Annotated in this window: 13 protein-coding genes; 4 read left to right on the forward strand and 9 right to left on the reverse strand. The window is 67.2% G+C overall.

What is annotated here, in order from left to right; all coding sequences use genetic code 11:
• Positions 1–13 precede the first annotated feature (13 nt).
• From K5880_RS08015 to def, 4 genes are all read right to left on the reverse strand, one after another.
• Positions 14–349, reverse strand: coding sequence for an AzlD domain-containing protein (locus tag K5880_RS08015; RefSeq protein WP_297650559.1), 336 nt, complete (start codon positions 347–349; stop codon positions 14–16).
• Positions 342–1,085 (reverse strand): AzlC family ABC transporter permease, encoded by a 744-nt coding sequence (locus K5880_RS08020; protein WP_297650561.1) that lies wholly within the window; start codon positions 1,083–1,085, stop codon positions 342–344. Before K5880_RS08020 ends, K5880_RS08015 begins: the two co-directional genes overlap by 8 nt.
• Complete coding sequence (fmt, locus tag K5880_RS08025) at positions 1,085–2,065, reverse strand: methionyl-tRNA formyltransferase (protein ID WP_297650563.1); 981 nt, start codon at positions 2,063–2,065, stop codon at positions 1,085–1,087. The genes K5880_RS08020 and fmt overlap by 1 nt, the downstream gene beginning before the upstream one ends.
• Before the next feature lie 93 nt (positions 2,066–2,158).
• Positions 2,159–2,680, reverse strand: a complete 522-nt coding sequence (def, locus tag K5880_RS08030) for a peptide deformylase (protein ID WP_297650565.1) — start codon at positions 2,678–2,680, stop codon at positions 2,159–2,161.
• A gap of 277 nt (positions 2,681–2,957) precedes the next feature.
• On the opposite strand from def, the gene K5880_RS08035 reads away from it, so the two are divergent.
• Positions 2,958–4,196, forward strand: coding sequence for a LysM peptidoglycan-binding domain-containing protein (locus tag K5880_RS08035; protein WP_297650567.1), 1,239 nt, complete (start codon positions 2,958–2,960; stop codon positions 4,194–4,196).
• Between the two features lie 14 nt (positions 4,197–4,210).
• Complete coding sequence (gene dprA / locus K5880_RS08040; protein ID WP_297650569.1) at positions 4,211–5,320, forward strand: DNA-processing protein DprA; 1,110 nt, start codon at positions 4,211–4,213, stop codon at positions 5,318–5,320.
• A gap of 27 nt (positions 5,321–5,347) precedes the next feature.
• On the opposite strand, the gene K5880_RS08045 is transcribed toward dprA, so the two are convergent.
• The 5 genes from K5880_RS08045 to K5880_RS08065 form a co-directional block, all read right to left on the reverse strand.
• Positions 5,348–7,750, reverse strand: a complete 2,403-nt coding sequence (locus K5880_RS08045; protein WP_297650572.1) for a DUF1631 family protein — start codon at positions 7,748–7,750, stop codon at positions 5,348–5,350.
• An 83-nt stretch (positions 7,751–7,833) separates the two neighbouring features.
• Positions 7,834–8,784 (reverse strand): protein translocase subunit SecF, encoded by a 951-nt coding sequence (gene secF, locus K5880_RS08050; RefSeq protein WP_297650574.1) that lies wholly within the window; start codon positions 8,782–8,784, stop codon positions 7,834–7,836.
• Between the two features lie 15 nt (positions 8,785–8,799).
• Entirely contained in the window at positions 8,800–10,671 is a 1,872-nt protein-coding gene (gene secD / locus K5880_RS08055) for a protein translocase subunit SecD (protein ID WP_297650576.1), read from the reverse strand.
• Positions 10,672–10,791: 120 nt separating this feature from the next.
• Positions 10,792–11,112 carry a preprotein translocase subunit YajC gene (gene yajC, locus K5880_RS08060; RefSeq protein ID WP_297650578.1) on the reverse strand — a complete coding sequence of 107 codons (321 nt, stop codon included), beginning with the start codon at positions 11,110–11,112 and terminating at the stop codon, positions 10,792–10,794.
• A 114-nt stretch (positions 11,113–11,226) separates the two neighbouring features.
• Entirely contained in the window at positions 11,227–14,826 is a 3,600-nt protein-coding gene (locus K5880_RS08065) for an indolepyruvate ferredoxin oxidoreductase family protein (protein WP_297650580.1), read from the reverse strand.
• Between the two features lie 183 nt (positions 14,827–15,009).
• Here K5880_RS08065 and K5880_RS08070 point away from each other — a divergent pair, with 183 nt between their 5' ends.
• Positions 15,010–15,519 (forward strand): Lrp/AsnC family transcriptional regulator, encoded by a 510-nt coding sequence (locus K5880_RS08070; protein ID WP_297650582.1) that lies wholly within the window; start codon positions 15,010–15,012, stop codon positions 15,517–15,519.
• A 202-nt stretch (positions 15,520–15,721) separates the two neighbouring features.
• Positions 15,722–16,279, forward strand: coding sequence for a hypothetical protein (locus tag K5880_RS08075; RefSeq protein WP_297650584.1), 558 nt, complete (start codon positions 15,722–15,724; stop codon positions 16,277–16,279).
• Positions 16,280–16,298 lie beyond the last annotated feature (19 nt).

Consider the following 16,298-nt stretch of genomic DNA (forward strand, 5'->3'; position numbering starts at 1 on the left):
CCGGCGGGCCGCGCTACCAGCCCAGGCCCAGCCGCAGCGGCAGGTAGACCGCCATGCCGCAGACGATGGTGCCGAGCACACCGCGCTTCCAGAAGAACCAGGCCATGCCGGCGGCGGCGGCGAACAGCCGCGCATCCTGCCAGGTCGTGATGAGCGCGCCCTGGCTCATCACGATCTCGGGTATCACCACCGCCGAGAGCGCGGCGATCGGCGCGTACTGCTGGCCACGCTGTGCCCAGTGCGGCAGGCTCCAGGGTTTGCTGGAGATGAAGAAGAAGCCGCGCGTGATCACCGTGATGCAGCCCAGCAGCACGATGGTCAGCAGGGTCCAGAGGTCGAGATCAAGCACGGTGCGCACCCTCCCCGGGGCCGGCGGGCCGTAGCTTCTCCAGCACCAGGCACATGGCCACCGCACTCGCGATCGCCACCAGGATGTTCAGTTTGAGCGGCAGCGCCCAGGCCGCCACCGCCGCCGCGCCGGCGATGCCGGCCGAGACGACGCGCAGCTTCGACGAGGCCAGCGAACACAGCACTCCCAGCAGCGCCAGGATGCCGGCGAAGCCCAGGCCCCAGGCCACCGGGATCGCATTGGCCAGCGCGATGCCCACCAGGCTCGCGCCCATCCAGGCGACGTAGTTCACGGCGCAGTTGCCCATGAGGTAGGCCTGCTGCTGCAGGAGCTCCTCGGGGGTGGCGCCCGGGTGCGGGTAGCGGCGCGCGAAGAACACATAGCTCAGGTCGCCGGTGATGTAGCCCTTGAGCAGGCGCTCCCAGCGCGGCAGGTGCATGAGGTAGGGCCGCAGGTGCGCCGAGAACACCACGAAGCGCAGGTTGACGCAGAAGGCAGCCGCCAGGATCACCCACAGCGGCGCGCCCGCCGCGATCATCGGCACGGCGGCGAGCTGGGCGCTGCCGGCATAGACGATCAGCGTCATCAGCACGGCCTCCAGCGCGGAGAGGCCCGACTGCACCATGGCCACGCCCGTCATCAGGCCCCAGGCGCCGATTCCCATGGCCACGGAGAACTGGTCGCGCACGCCTTCCCAGTACTGAGGGCGCTCGCGGTAGACACGCCGGTGGAACATCAGTGCTGCGCCTTCGATGGTGCAGCCGCATCCAGCACCTGCCCGGGCGAGAGCGCAAAGCCGTGCAGGAAGTCCGCCGCCGTCAGGCGCTTGCCCCCCGCGCGCTGCAGCTCGGTGAGCACCAGCGCACCCTCACCGGTGGCGACATGGATGCCCTCGGCGCCTGCCGCCAGCACCTCGCCGGGCGCGGCGCGGGTGGTGGTGCGGTCGGCGTGCGCGGCCCAGATCTTGATGGCTTCACCGCCCAATGTGGTGACCGCGCCGGGGAAGGGGTTGAAGGCGCGCACGCGCCGCGCCAGCGCACAGGCCGAGGCCGTCCAGTCCAGCGCGGCCTCGGCCTTCTCGATCTTGTGCGCGTAGGTCACGCCGTCCTCCGGCTGCGACTCGGGGCGCAGGCCGCCGCAGGCCGTGATCTCCAGCGCCTCCACGATCAGCCGCCCGCCGAGCACGGCGAGGCGGTCGTGCAGGCTGCCGGTGGTGTCGTCGCCCCGGATCGCGAGCCGCTCCCTCAACAGCATGGCACCCGTGTCCAGGCCGGCATCCATCTGCATGATGGTCACGCCCGTTTCGGCATCCCCGGCTTCGATCGCGCGGTGGATCGGTGCCGCGCCGCGCCAGCGCGGCAGCAAGGAGGCGTGGATGTTGAGGCAGCCCAGGCGGGGGGTGTCGAGCACCCATTGCGGCAGGATGAGACCGTACGCGGCGACGACCATGGCATCAGCCTGCACGGCTTCGATGGCCGCGCGCGCGGCGGCCGCGTCCTGCGGGTGCTTGCCATCCAGGCGCAGGCTGCGTGGCTGCGCGAGCGCGATCTGCCGCTCCAGCGCGAGCTGCTTCACGGGCGAGGCCTGCAGCTTCATGCCGCGGCCGGCGGGTCGGTCGGGCTGAGTCAGCACCAGCAGCACCTGGAAGCCGGCGGCCAGCAGGCGCTCGAGCGCGACACGCGCAAAGTCCGGCGTGCCGGCGAAAACGATCTTCATGAATGGCAAAGTGGTTGCAACGGGCCGCTGATGACTGTCGACCACGCGGATGCAGGCCTCAATGTCCGACGGGTCGGGTTTCGTCGAAGAACGTCATGCGCGCAGGGCCTCGCGCTGGGCTTTCACCAGCTTGGACTTGATGCGCCCCTGCTTGAGCGGCGAGAGGTACTCGACAAACACCTTGCCGAGCAAATGGTCCATTTCGTGCTGGATGCACACGGCCAGCATGCCCTGGGCGTCGATCACGCGCTCCGCGCCCTGGGCGTCGAGCGCGCGCACGCGCACCGCGATGGAGCGTTCCACGCCGTCGTAGATGCCGGGCACCGAGAGGCAGCCTTCCTCGCCCTTGCGCTTTTCCGGGCTGGACCATTCGATCTCGGGGTTGATCAGCACCAGCGGTTCGTCGCGCGTCTCGCTGACGTCGATGACGATCAGGCGCTCGTGCACGTCCACCTGCGTGGCGGCCAGGCCGATGCCGTTGGCGTCGTACATGGTGGCGAACATGCGCTCGATCAGCGCGCGGATGCGCTCGTCCACCGCCTGCACGGGCCTGGCCACGGTGTGCAGGCGCGGATCGGGGTAGCGCAGGATGGGCAGTAGCGAAGGCGGATTCATGAAAGTCGGCGGTGGTTTCGGGTCCGATCAGGACAGGGCTCCGACTGTACCCGGGCGACGGCTGGCAGCGTGCCGGTGACAGGCGGATGGCGATGTCGCTATTTTCGCGACTTTTGCGACGACGCGTGTGACCCTCCCGCCATAAACATTGCCTAATCAAAGGCTTGGGCGCAAAATCAAAAGCGACTTGTCAAGACACGAGCGCCGTCGGCGACCGGCTGTAGGTTCTCCGGAACGGCAGTCTGGACACCGGCGGTTGCCGCCCAGGGGCCACCTCATGCCATTGAAATCCAGCCAGTCCGCCAACCCATTCCAACCCCTGCGCAAGCTGCGTCCGCTGGCCTGTGCCACTGCCGTGCTGGCCACCCTGGTCGCCAACGGCGCCGCGGCCCAGAACTACCCCATCACCGCCGGCCAGCGCGCCATTGCCGACCAGGTGGCGCAGGCCGGCGTGCCCCTGTCCGAGCTGGCGCCGAATGCGCCCGACAGCTACACCATCAAGCGCGGCGACACGCTGTGGGCGATCTCCGGTGTCTTCCTCAAGACACCGTGGCGCTGGCCCGAACTCTGGGGCATGAACCGCCAGGACATCCAGAACCCGCACCGCATCTACCCCGGCCAGATCCTGTACCTCATCAGGTCGGGCGACCGCGCCATGCTCAGCACCCGGCCTGGCGGCGATGGCGACCCTGCCACCGTGCGCGTGACGCCCCGCACCCGCTACGAAAGTCTGGGCGATTCGGCAATTCCGCCGGTGTCGCTCCAGGCCATCGAGTCGTTCCTGACCGAGCCCATGATCGTGGACGAGGCCACCTTCGCGCGTGCACCGCGCATCGTGGCCACCCAGGAGAACCGCGTCCTGCTCACACGCGGCGACCGTGCCTACGCCCGCGCTCTGTACAGCGACAGCGCGCAGGGCGAACCACTGACGGTGGTGGACGGCAAGTCGATCGACTACCGCGTGTTCCGCAATGCCACGCCGCTGAGGGACCCCACCACCGGCGAGATCCTGGGCTACGAAGCGCAGTACGTGGGCAAGGCGCAGCTCGTCGACGGTGAGACCAGGCGCCCGGGCGCGGACGACAAGAGCGCCACCGAACTGGTGCCGGCCAAGATCGACATCGTGTCGGCCAAGGAAGAGATGCGCATCGGCGACCGCCTGCTGCCCGAACCCGAGCGTGAACTGAGCAATTACGTGCCGCGCGCGCCCGAGTCGGCGCAAAGCGGCCAGATCGTCTCGGTCTATGGCAATGCCGTGCGCTACGCGGCGCAGAACCAGGTCGTCACGATCAACCGGGGTCGCGAACACGGCATCGAACGCGGCCATGTGCTCGCCCTTCAGCGCGAGAGCAGCCTGGTGACCGACACCACCGATCAGGCCCGGCCTCAGTTGCGTCTGCCAGGCGAACGCAACGGCCTGATGATGGTGTTCCGCACCTTCGACAAGGTGTCCTACGCGCTGGTGCTGCAGATCACCGACGGCGTGAAGGTCGGCGACCGCTTCGTCAATCCCTGAGTCGCGCCAACGCCATGCTCCGGCCCGAGCTGGCCGCCTGGATGCGGCTGCTGCTCTCGCCCGGCGTGGGCCTCGAATCCGCCCGGAAACTGCTGGCGGCATTCGGGCTTCCCGAGGCCATCTTCGCCCAGCCGCTCGCCGCCTGGCAAACCGTGGTGGGTGCCCGCGCGGCGAATGCGCTGGATGCCCGGCCTGAAGACCTCGACACCCAGATCGATCGGCTGCTGGCCTGGCTGGACGCCGGTGCCGACCACCATGTCCTGACCCTGGGCGATCCGCTCTACCCGTCCGAGTTGCTGCAGATGGCCGACCCGCCGCTGATGCTGTATGTACTCGGCAGCGTGCAGGCCCTGCATCACCCTCGCCGACTCGCCATCGTCGGCAGCCGCAACCCCACACCCCAGGGCGAGGCCAACGCGCGCCAGTTTGCCCAGGCGCTGGGCCAGGCCGGCGTTTGCGTGGTCTCGGGCCTGGCACTTGGCGTAGACGGTGCAGCCCACGATGGAGCGCTCCTCGGTGGCGCCCCCACCGTGGCCGTCGTCGGCACAGGTCTGGACCGCGTTTACCCCAAGCGCCACCTTGCCCTGGCGCACCGGATCGCCCAGCATGGCGCCATCGTCAGCGAGTACCCACTCGGCACACCGGCTCTGGCGGCCAACTTTCCGCAGCGCAACCGCATCATCGCGGGGCTCTCGCAGGGCACACTGGTGGTGGAAGCGGCCGTGAAATCGGGCTCGCTGATCACCGCGCGACTGGCCGCGGAGCAAGGGCGCGACGTGTTCGCCATCCCGGGCTCCATCCATGCACCGCAGGCGCGAGGCTGCCACGCACTGATCCGCCAGGGTGCCAAGCTGGTGGAGTCGGCTCAGGACATCCTGGAGGACCTGCGATTCACAGATCCGGAGGCACTCGGCAATGCCACGGCGGAGGATGATGACACCGCCACGCGCGATGAAGACGCTCTTTTGCAAGCCATGGGCTACGACCCGGTGAGCCTGGACGCATTGCAGGCACGTACGGGAATGGACACTGCGCATCTGCAGGCCCGCCTGCTGGAGCTGGAATTACAGGGCGACGTGGCCCGGCTTCCTGGGGGCCTGCTGCAGCGGCTGGGCCAGGGCTGACCGCCCTGTCGCAGCGAGCCGGGGGCCTCAGTTCAGCAAGCGCTCGGGGTTGGCCTCGAGCTTGGCCATGGCGTCGCGCGTGGCGCGCACGGTGAGCGCCTCTTCCTCGCTCGGCACCAGCAAGCCCGCCTGCAGGTAGGCGGCCACGCGCGTGGCCTGGATCAGGAAGCAGCGGCCGCCATTCGTCACGAACAGGTAGAGCTGCCCGCGCTCGCTGCGCCAGGCCAGCTGCACGCTGTTGAGCTTGCCGTTGTGGTCCAGCCCGAACCACGAGCCGATCTGCAGCTCCACCGCCCAGGAACGCATGGCCTCGTTGGGTTGGCTGCCGCCCTGGTTGATGACCTCGATGTTGCTCGCATCGACCCCGGTGATCATCTCGATGCTTTCGGTGTCCAGGTCGAGGTCGCCCACGCCGTTTTCCGGCAGGTAGTCCTCCAGATTGGCCAGCCGCTCGGACAGGTTGTCCAGGCTTTCCTGCGAAATCGCCTCGGTGCGCGACATGAAGGCGTCGGCCAGCGTGTCGCTGACCGACTTGATGTGCTGATCCTGCAGCGTGGTCGGAAAACCGAGCAAGCTCATGCCCTGGCGCAGGCGTTGCAGCAATCCAGGCAGTTGCTGGATGACGCGCGCGCGGTCGTTGCGGTTGGGCTTGGCGCTGGCGGCCCACAGCAGGTCGGACGCCACCTGCTTGAGCGCGGTGGTTTCCTCGTGCCTCAGGCCATGCTTCACGCTGGCCACCGCGAGCACGTCAACCCAGACCTTGAACAGGAAATCGCGCACCTCATCGCGCACCGGCACGTCATCGAGCAGCTTGCGCAACTCGATGGTGTACTGCACCGACAGGGTCTCCTTCTGCTCGACCTGCTGTGCCACGCTCACAAAGCGACTGGCGCTGCTCTGCTCGCTGAGGTAGGTCGAGAGGAACTTCTGGAACTCGTCGAACACCAGCTGGAACACCCGCCGGCCGGTCTCGGGGTACTGCTCGATCACCTGTACCACACGCTTGATCTCGGCCTCCAGGGCCGCCGAGCCCACGTTGGATTCGAAACCCATGACGCAGGAGCCCATGCGGTCGATCAGGCGACGCGCCGGGTGTTGCAGGGCGCTGAAGAATTCGGGCTCGGCCAGCGCGACGCGCAGCACCGGAATCTGCAGGCGCGCAAACCAGACCCGCACGCTGGGCGGAATGCGTTCCTCGGCCAGGATGCTCTGGAACATCAGCGCCACCACCTCGATCGTGGCCTTCTCGGTCGGTGTGCTGGCGGCTTGCTTGAGTTCGGCCGTGCGCTGGCGAAGCGATGTGGCCGCACGTTCCACATGCCCGGCATCGACATACACCGCGCCAGTTCCCGACGCGCCGGACACATAGAGGCCCGCACCCACGCTGGGTGACGCAATCTGCTGCTGGATCGCCTGCTGCAGGCGCGGTGAAGGGGGCAGCAACTGGGTGGCCTCGAAGTCACCGCCGACCCGATCAACCAGCATGCGCTTGAGCCGGCCAACCACGCCCTGGGCACGCATGCGGGCGCGCGCCAGCGGAGAGGTGCCGGTCATGAGCCGGGTCTCGTCGTGCACACCCATGCCGGACGAATGCGGGCCACGTCGAGCCGCGCCGCCCGATCCCGCGCCGGGGCTCGCACCCTGGCCTGACGCCGCGCCGGAGGCACCCCCCATGCCCGAAGACGGGCCTCCCGCCGACTGATGGGAACCGGCCGCAGCCGCACGGGCGCCTGCCGCCGAGGCATCGCGCCGTGGCACCGGCGGCGCATCGCTGCGGCTGCCGGGCACCCGTCTGACCAGCGCCTGCAGATCGATTTCCTTCATGACGCCGCTGGCCACGAGAAACTCGTTGGCGGCCTTGTAGGCCTCGTGCAGCTTGCTGGCCAGGATGGGCGACAGGGCATCCTGCACCAGCGCCCAGGCTTCGCGCGTCATGTGCGCGTCAAGCCACTGGTCAACCAGGATGCGCGCGGTCACGTCGGGCAACAGCACGTCACCCCGCGGCAACTCCTGCCGGCCTTCGAGATGCTGGATGCGCAGGCGCAGTTCATTGAGTTCGGTGGACGACTTGTCGAGCACCTGCATGGCCAGGCGCGAGGCCAGTATCTGGTCGTCGATGGCGCCCTCGGCCACCAGTTCGAGTTGCCCCGACACGCTGGTCGGGCTCCCTGAGTTGGAGAAGCGCGGCAGCAGCGTGCGCTGCAGCGACTTGCGGGTCTGGTTGAGCCAGGTGGTCTGATTTTTCTGGAACCCGGTCCAGGCATCGCGTCGCAACTGCATCTCGCGCGCGGGGCCTGCCTGGTCGAGGATGGACGTCAGGCGCGTGTCGCAGGCCTTGACCAGTTCGGGAAGTGCGCGGCCCACGTGAACCACGAAGAGTTCACGTGCCTGTTTGGCCAGGGAGGAAACGTGCTGATCGGGCGGCGACACAATGCGTGCAGTATGACACGGTTGGCGTCAATGCCTGGTGGCCAACGCCCCGAACACCGCCATCCTGGCGCCCCGGTTCGCGCTTATACGACAGCCCCGGCATTCGGGTCGTCCGGGTCGCCGTCCGTCCTGGCGGCCTTGACCAGGTCCTCGCGCTTGATGCCCAGCCACATCGCCACCGCCGCGCCGACGAACACCGACGAGTAGATGCCGAAGCAGATGCCGATGGTCAGGGCCAGGGCGAAGTAGAAAAGCGTGGGGCCGCCGAAGATGAGCATGGACAGCACCATCGCCTGGGTCGAGCCGTGGGTGATGATGGTGCGGCTGATGGTCGAGGTGATGGCATGGTCGATGACCTGCTGCGTGCTCATCTTGCGCTGGCGACGGAATGTCTCGCGGATGCGGTCGAAGATCACCACCGACTCGTTGACCGAGTAGCCCAGCACGGCCAGTACCGCCGCCAGCACGGCCAGCGAGAACTCCCACTGGAAGAAGGCGAAGAAACCCAGGATGATGACCACATCGTGCAGGTTGGCGATGATGGCCGACACCGCGTACTTCCACTCGAAGCGGAACGCCAGGTAGATCATGATGCCCACGATCACCAGCGCAAGTGCCTTGAGGCCGCTGGAAACCAGTTCCTGCCCGACCTGAGGGCCGACAAACTCGGTGCGGCGCAAAGTCACCGTCGGGTCCTGGGCTTTCAGGGCCGCGAGCACGGCCTCGCTCTGCTGACCGGACGACTGGCCCGCCTGCGCCGGCAGACGCAGCAGCACGTCGCGCGAGGTGCCGAAGTTCTGCACCGGCACGTCGGCATACCCCAGGGAATCGATGACCTTGCGCACCGATTCCAGATCGGCGGGTTGTTCGTAGGCCACTTCCATGACGGTGCCACCGGTGAACTCCACCGAGAGGTGCAGGCCGCGCGTGGTCAGGAAGAACACGGCCGCCAGGAAGGTGAGGAAGGAGATCGCGTTGAGCAACAGCGCGTTCTTCATGAACGGGATGTCGCGGCGGATGCGGAAGAATTCCATGATGGTGATCCTGGTTCAGTCGGCTTTGACGGCAGGAGTCTGCCCATCCGCGCGCCAGACGGTGCCGATGGCCACTGTCTTGAGCTTCTTCTTGCGGCCGTACCAGAAGTTCACCAGGCCGCGCGAGAAGAACACGGACGAGAACATGCTGGTGACGATACCCAGGCAGTGCACCACCGCGAACCCGCGAACCGGGCCGGTGCCGAAGATCAGCAGCGCCAGGCCGGCGATCAGCGAGGTGACGTTGGAGTCCAGGATGGTGCCCCAGGCGTGGTCGTAGCCGGTGTTGATGGCGACCTGCGGCGAGGAGCCCCGGCGCAGCTCCTCGCGCACCCGCTCATTGATCAGCACGTTGGAGTCGATCGCCATGCCCAGCGCCAGCGCCATGGCCGCGATGCCCGGCAGGGTCAGCGTCGCCTGCAGCATGGACAGCAGCGAGACCAGCAGCAGCAGGTTGAAGCCCAGCGCGATGCTGGAGAACATGCCGAACAGCATGTAGTAGGCGCACATGAACACCACGATGGCAACAAAACCCCAGACCACGCTGTTGAAGCCCTTGGCGATGTTCTCCGCGCCCAGGCTGGGGCCGATGGTGCGTTCTTCGATGATTTCCATCGGCGCGGCCAGCGAACCCGCGCGCAGCAGCAGGGCGGTATCGTTCGCTTCGACCGTGGTCATGGCGCCCGAAATCTGCACGCGCCCGCCGCCGATCTCGCCACGGATCACCGGCGCCGTGACCACTTCGCCCCGTCCCTTCTCGAACAGGATGATGGCCATGCGCTTGCCGACGTTCTCGCGCGTGACGTCGCGGAAAATGCGCGCGCCCTTGGCATCGAGCGTGAGGTGCACCGCTGCTTCCTGGGTCTGGTTGTCGAAGCCGGCCTGGGCATCGGTCAGGTTTTCGCCCGTGAGCAGGACCTCGCGCTTGACGATGACCGCCTGGCCATTGGGTTCCGGGTAGCGCTCGGCCCCGAAGGGGACTGGACCGGTGCCGCGCGCGGCGGCCTGGGCCTCCACGCTCTCGTCCACCATGCGGACTTCCAGCGTGGCCGTGCGGCCCAGGATGTCCTTGGCTTTGGCCGTGTCCTGCACGCCAGGCAACTGCACGACGATGCGGTCGGCGCCTTGCTGCTGGATCACGGGTTCGGCCACGCCGAGCTCGTTGATGCGGTTGTGCAGCGTGGTGATGTTCTGTTTGAGCGCCTGCTCCTGCACCCGGCGCGCGGCCTCGGGGGCGAAGGTCGCCACCAGCCGATCCGTGGCTTCGCTGACTTCCAGATCCGGGAACTGCTCGCCAATCAAGTCGCTCGCCGCCTGCAGGGTCTGGGCATCGGTGGCACGCAGCTCGATGCTCTGGCCGTTGCGGCTGATACCGCTGTGACGCACGCCCTTCTCGCGCAGCAGGGTGCGCAGATCGGCGGTGAGCACGTCGGCACGGCGTTGCAGGGCCGCAGCCATGTCCACCTGCAGCATGAAGTGCACGCCGCCGCGCAGGTCCAGGCCCAGGTACATGGGTGAGGCGCCCAGCGCCGCGAGCCACGCCGGCGTTCGTGGCAACAGGTTGAGCGCGACCACGTACCCGGCGGCGTCGGCCTCGGGATTGAGCGCCTTCTCCAGGGCATCACGCGCCTTGAGCTGTTGATCGGTGTTCTCGAAGCGGGCCTTCACCGAGGTGGCATCGAGCTGGATCAGCGCGGCGTTGATGCCCTGCGCCGCCAGCACCTGTTCGACCTGCGTGACTGTGCCGCTGTCGATGCGCACCGTGGAGCGGGCCGCCGACACCTGCACTGCGGGCGATTCGCCGAACAGGTTGGGCAGGGCATAGAGGGCACTGATCAGCAAGGCGACCAGAATGATCGCGTACTTCCACAGCGGGTATCGGTTCATGGCAATGCCTTGAGGGGGAATGGGTCCAGGGCGTCACGGGTCCGGTTCCGCCGGCCCGTCAACGCCGCCCCCTCGAGGGGGAGCGGGTCCGGCGCCCGCTGACCCGGGCGGGGATAGGCCTTATTTGAGCGTGCCTTTGGGCAGCACCTGCACGACGGCGGTGCGCTGCATCTGGACTTCCATGCCATCGGCAAGTTCCACGCCCACATAGATCTCGCCGATCTTCGACACCTTGCCGAGCAAGCCGCCCGCGGTGACGATTTCGTCGCCCTTGGCCAGCGCCTCGACCATGGCCTTGTGCTCCTTCTGGCGTTTGAGCTGGGGGCGGATCATCACGAAGTACAGCACCACGAACATCAGCACCAGCGGCAGCAGGCCCAGGATGGTGGATTGGGTGTCGCCGCCGGAGGCGGCCTGGGCGTAAGCGGAGGAAATGAACACGGGGGTCTCCAACAGGTTCAAGGGTCACGACAATGCCGAAGGCCCGGGACGCGCAGGGCGCCGCCGGGCACTCCGGACTCAACCAGGGATTGTATGCCGGGGGGTCCGGCCCGTTCAGGCAGCCCGGGCCAGGTCGCTTGCCTGCGCGGGCTGGCGCCACTGCTGCAGCAGGTTGTCGCGGCGCGTCCTGGCCGCGGCCAGGTGGCGCGCCTTGACGTGGCCGAAGCCCTTGATCTGTTCGGGTACGCAGGCAATGTCCACCGCCAGTGCGTGGTTGTCGGCGTTCAGCCCGGTCAGCAGCGCCTCGATGTCGGCGCGGTACTCAACGATCAAGGCCCGCTCGGTGCGTCGCTCCTCGGTGCGGCCAAAGACGTCCAGCGCCGTGCCGCGCAGCCCCTTGAGGCGCGCCAGCACCTTGAAGACCGTGAACATGGCGGGGCCGAAGGGTTGCTTGACCAGCTCGCCACGCTCGTTCTTCCTGGCGATCAGTGGCGGCGCCAGATGCAGCCTGAGCTTGTAATCGCCCTCGAACTGGTTCGCCAGCCGCGCATGGAAGGCCGGGTCGCTGTGCAGGCGCGCCACTTCGTACTCGTCCTTGTAGGCCATGAGCTTGAACAGGTAACGCACCACCGCTTCGGTCAGCGCGCTCTTGCCCAGCGGAGCCTCAGCCGCGCGCACGCGCTCCACAACGCTGCGGTACTGCGCGGCGTAGGCGGCGTTCTGGTAGCCAGTGAGGAACTCGACCCGGCGCGCGATCAGCTCGTCGAGCGAGTCGCGCTTCCTGAACTGGATCACCTGCTCGCCGCTGCCGGCCTTCTGCCAGAGGGCGGCCACCGCCTGCGGGTCGTGCGCGGCGCGGCGACCCCATTCGAAGGCGGCCTTGTTCTTGTCGATCTGCACCGCGTTGAGCTCGATCGCGCGCATCAGCGATTCCAGCTCCAGCGGCAGCCAGCCCTTCTGCCAGGCGTAGCCCAGCATCATGGGGTTGGTGTACAGGCTGTCGCCCATCAGGCGCGTGGCGGCGGTCTCTGCGTCGAAGGTACCCACGGCGTCGGCGCCCAGGCTGTGCACCAGCGCGTCCACGCAGGCCTGCGCCGGGTTCTGCCAGTCGGGGTTCTTCACGAAGGCCGCCGTCGGCGTGGCGTTCACGTTGAGCGCCACGTGCGTGCGCCCCGCGCGCAGGCGCTGCCAGGTCTCCTTGTTGGCGCTGACGATCGGATCGCAACCCAGGACCAGGTCGGCCGACGCGGCCGAGACGCGCGTGGTGCGGATGTCGTCCTGCCGCGCACCGATCAGCACATGGCTCCAGGTTGCGCCACCCTTCTGCGCCAGACCCGCCGCGTCCTGCGTGACGATGCCCTTGCCTTCCAGGTGAGCGGCCACGCCCAGCAGCTGGCCGATGGTGATGACGCCGGTGCCACCCACGCCAGCGACGATCACGCCCCAGGCTTCCGCGCCCAGCGCAGGCAGGGCGGGATGGGGCAGCGTGCCGCCGGTCCATTCGATCTTTGCGCCACCCTTGTCCTTCTTGCGCAGCTGACCGCCTTCGACGGTGACGAAGCTCGGACAGAAGCCCTTCAGGCAGGAGTAGTCCTTGTTGCAGGTGCTCTGGTTGATGGTGCGCTTGCGGCCGAACTCGGTCTCCAGCGGCTCGACCGAGAGGCAGTTGGACTGCACGCCGCAGTCGCCGCAGCCCTCGCACACCAGTTCGTTGATGACCACGCGCTTGGCCGGGTCGACCAGGGTGCCGCGCTTGCGGCGGCGGCGCTTCTCGGTGGCGCAGGTCTGGTCGTAGATGATGACCGTCGTGCCCTTGATCTCACGGAATTCGCGCTGCACGGCATCCAGCGTGTCGCGGTGCAGGATCGCGATGCCCTCGGGCAGGCCCTTCACGCTGCCGTACTTCTCCGGCTCGTCGGTGACGATGGTGATCTTCACCGCGCCCTCGGCGCGCATGCTCTGCGCGATCTGCACCACGCTGTGGCCCTCGGGCCGCTCACCCACCTGCTGGCCACCGGTCATGGCGACGGCGTCGTTGTAGAGGATCTTGTAGGTGATGTTCACTCCGGCCGCGATGGACTGGCGCACCGCCAGCAGCCCGCTGTGGAAGTAGGTGCCGTCGCCCAGGTTGGCGAACATGTGCTGGTCGTGGCTGAACGGCTGCTGGCCGACCCATGGCACGCCCTCGCCACCCATCTGGGTGAAGCCCACGGTGGCGCGGTCCATCCAGATGCTCATGAAGTGGCAGCCGATGCCGGCCATGGCGCGCGAGCCCTCGGGCACCTTGGTGCTGGTGTTATGCGGGCAGCCCGAGCAGAACCAGGGCTGGCGCTCGGCACCGGCCACGCCCTGCGTGAGCAGGGTCTGCATGGACTGCTCCTGCGCGGTGAGGATCGCGAGTTGCGCGTCGATGCGCGCCATCACGTCCTCAGGCACCTGGCCCATCTTCTTCAAACGCCTGGCAATCGCGCGCGCGATGAGGGCGGGCGAGAGGTCGGCATTGGCACGCAGCAGTGTGTGCGTGCTCGGGTTGGGCACGCTCCACTCGCCACCGGTGAAGTCGCCCTCGCCTTCGTCGAACTTGCCCAGCACATTGGGCCGCACATCGGGCCGCCAGTTGTAGAGCTCTTCCTTCAGCTGGTACTCGATGACCTGGCGCTTCTCCTCCACCACCAGAATTTCACGCAAGCCGGTGGCGAACTCGCGCGTGGTCTGCGCTTCCAGTGGCCAGACCACCGCCACCTTGTGCAGGCGCAGGCCGATGCGCTGGCAGGTGGCGTCGTCCAGTCCCAGGTCGAGCAAGGCCTGGCGGGTGTCGTTGTAAGCCTTGCCGCTGGCAATCAGGCCGAGGCGGTCGTTCGGCCCGGCGATCACGTTGTGGTTGAGGCGGTTCGCGCGGATATAGGCCAGTGCGGCGTACCACTTGTAGTCGAACAGGCGCGCTTCCTGGTCCAGCGCGTGGTCGGGCCAGCGGATGTGCACGCCACCGGGCGGCATCTCGAACTCGGGGATCACGATGCGCACACGATCGGGATCGATGACGGCCGTGGCGCTGGATTCCACGATTTCCTGGATCGTCTTCATGCCGGCCCACACACCGCTGAAGCGGCTCATGGCAAAGGCATGCAACCCCAGGTCGAGGATGTCCTGCACCGAGGTCGGGAAGAACACGGGCAGGCCGCAGGCCTTGAAGATGTGGTCACTCTGGTGCGCGGCGGTCGAGCTCTTCGCGACATGGTCGTCGCCAGCGACCGCGATCACGCCCCCCCAGGGTGTGGTGCCGGCCATGTTGGCGTGCTTGAACACATCCGAACAACGGTCGACGCCGGGGCCCTTGCCGTACCAGATGCCGAACACACCATCGAATTTGTTGGTACCGGGCGGTGCAAAGCCCAGTTGCTGCGTGCCCCAGAGCGCGGTCGCGGCCAGCTCCTCGTTCACGCCGGGCTGGAAGACGATGTTCTGCGCCTTCAGATAGGGCGCCGCCTTCTGCAGCGCCTGGTCGTACCCCCCCAGCGGCGAGCCGCGGTAGCCACTGACGAAGCCGGCCGTGTTCTTGCCCACCAGTGCGTCGCGCTGACGTTGCAGCATGGGCAGCTTCACCAGCGCCTGCACACCGCTCATGAAGGCACGACCCTGATCGAGCGCGTATTTGTCGTCGAGGGTGACCGTTTCCAGCGCGCGGCGGATGTGGTCGGGCAGGGGGGCGTTCATCGGCTTGTCTCCGTGGGGAAAGGTGGGGCCCGCTTCGTGGGCGGGTCGTGAACAGGGCCTTTGCCGGATAGGCGCACGCCCTCAGTGTGGCGCACAGTGTATGCCCCGCTGCGCGATAGGTGTTTGCGTTCCATGCCCGATTTATTGATGATCGAGAAAGATTCGTTCTCAAATACAGCAACCATGGAAACACTCGACAAGTTTGACATCGCCATCCTGCAAGAACTGCAAAACGATGGACGCCTGACCAACGCCGAACTGGCGCAGCGCGTGGGTCTGTCGGCAGCGCCCTGCTGGCGGCGCGTGCGAGCCCTGGAGGAGTCGGGCTTCATTCGCGGCTACCGGGCCGAGATCGACCGGGAGAAGATCGGCCTGGGCGTGCTCGCTTTCGTGCGCCTGGACGCCGACCGCAACAGCGGTGAAGTCACGCGCAGCCTGGAAAACGCGATCCGTGGCATCCCAGAGGTGGTGTCCTGCCACTACATCAGCGGCTCGGGCACCTTCGAACTCCAGGTGGTCAGCCGCGACCTGAACCATTTCAGCCAGTTCGCCCGGGAGGTGCTGCTCAATCTGCCCAACGTGAAGGACCTGCACACCAGCTTCTCCCTGGGTGAAGTCAAGTCCGGCAGTGCGCTGCCGCTGTCTCATCTGTTAACCGGAAGTACCACCACGGCAAAAAGGCCTCGAACTTGAGTACTTTTTCCGCCGTTCGTCTTCCGTTTTTAACCGTTGACTAACAAAGTCGCCGTAAGTGCTTGAAATGTGTGAAGTTTTTCCCACGGCAATCTTGCTCGATCCAGTGACTTTCCGTAACATCGCGCCACCAACCACCCGTGGGCCGCGTACCGAAAAGTGCACAGACCACATTTTTGCACCCACTTTTGAAGGAAACGCCGTGAAAAATGCTCTGCTGCTCAAGTCCACCCTGGCCCTGGCTCTGGCCACCCCGTTGCTGGCCTCGGCCGAATCGCAACTCGTCAGCGGCTCCGGCACCGCCACCGCCCGCCTGAACCTGCAGGTCGTGATTCCGGGCTTCATCGCGCTGAAGGTCGGTACCGGCGCCATCCTCTCCAACACCGCCACGGTGGATCTGGTGGACTTCGTCCTGACCGATCCGCAGGCCAGCGTCGACGGCAACGTCGCGGCCACCTCGGGTGGTGTGGTCGAGGTGCAACTGCTGTCCAACATCGGCAACGTGAACTTCTCGTCGGCGGGCGCAGCGCTGACCGATGGCACCGAATCCATCCCCCTGTCGCGCATTGCCGTCGCATCCGCCGGTACCTTGGCCCACCCGACCTTCGGCGCGGCGGCGGCCACGGTGACCCCCACGTCGGGCCGGATCATCAACCGCACCAGCGACTGGACGTTCAGCTACAACCACCAGGGCGCCACCGCGCCCGTGGGCGCCGGCACCTACCAGACGCAGGTGACCTATACCGCCGTGGCTCCCTGACTCACCAGTGAATGCAGGC

It is taken from the genome of Hydrogenophaga sp., assembly GCF_025699295.1.
Classification (GTDB): domain Bacteria; phylum Pseudomonadota; class Gammaproteobacteria; order Burkholderiales; family Burkholderiaceae_C; genus Hydrogenophaga.

Bases quoted from the DNA above. Each gene is read 5' to 3' on its own strand.
- K5880_RS08070 (WP_297650582.1), top strand. From the start codon at position 15,010: ATGGAAACACTCGACAAGTTTGACATCGCCATCCTGCAAGAACTGCAA.
- K5880_RS08035 (WP_297650567.1), top strand. From the start codon at position 2,958: ATGCCATTGAAATCCAGCCAGTCCGCCAACCCATTCCAACCCCTGCGC.
- K5880_RS08065 (WP_297650580.1), bottom strand. From the start codon at position 14,826: ATGAACGCCCCCCTGCCCGACCACATCCGCCGCGCGCTGGAAACGGTC.
- secF (WP_297650574.1), bottom strand. From the start codon at position 8,784: ATGGAATTCTTCCGCATCCGCCGCGACATCCCGTTCATGAAGAACGCG.
- def (WP_297650565.1), bottom strand. From the start codon at position 2,680: ATGAATCCGCCTTCGCTACTGCCCATCCTGCGCTACCCCGATCCGCGC.
- fmt (WP_297650563.1), bottom strand. From the start codon at position 2,065: ATGAAGATCGTTTTCGCCGGCACGCCGGACTTTGCGCGTGTCGCGCTC.
- dprA (WP_297650569.1), top strand. From the start codon at position 4,211: ATGCTCCGGCCCGAGCTGGCCGCCTGGATGCGGCTGCTGCTCTCGCCC.
- K5880_RS08020 (WP_297650561.1), bottom strand. From the start codon at position 1,085: ATGTTCCACCGGCGTGTCTACCGCGAGCGCCCTCAGTACTGGGAAGGC.
- secD (WP_297650576.1), bottom strand. From the start codon at position 10,671: ATGAACCGATACCCGCTGTGGAAGTACGCGATCATTCTGGTCGCCTTG.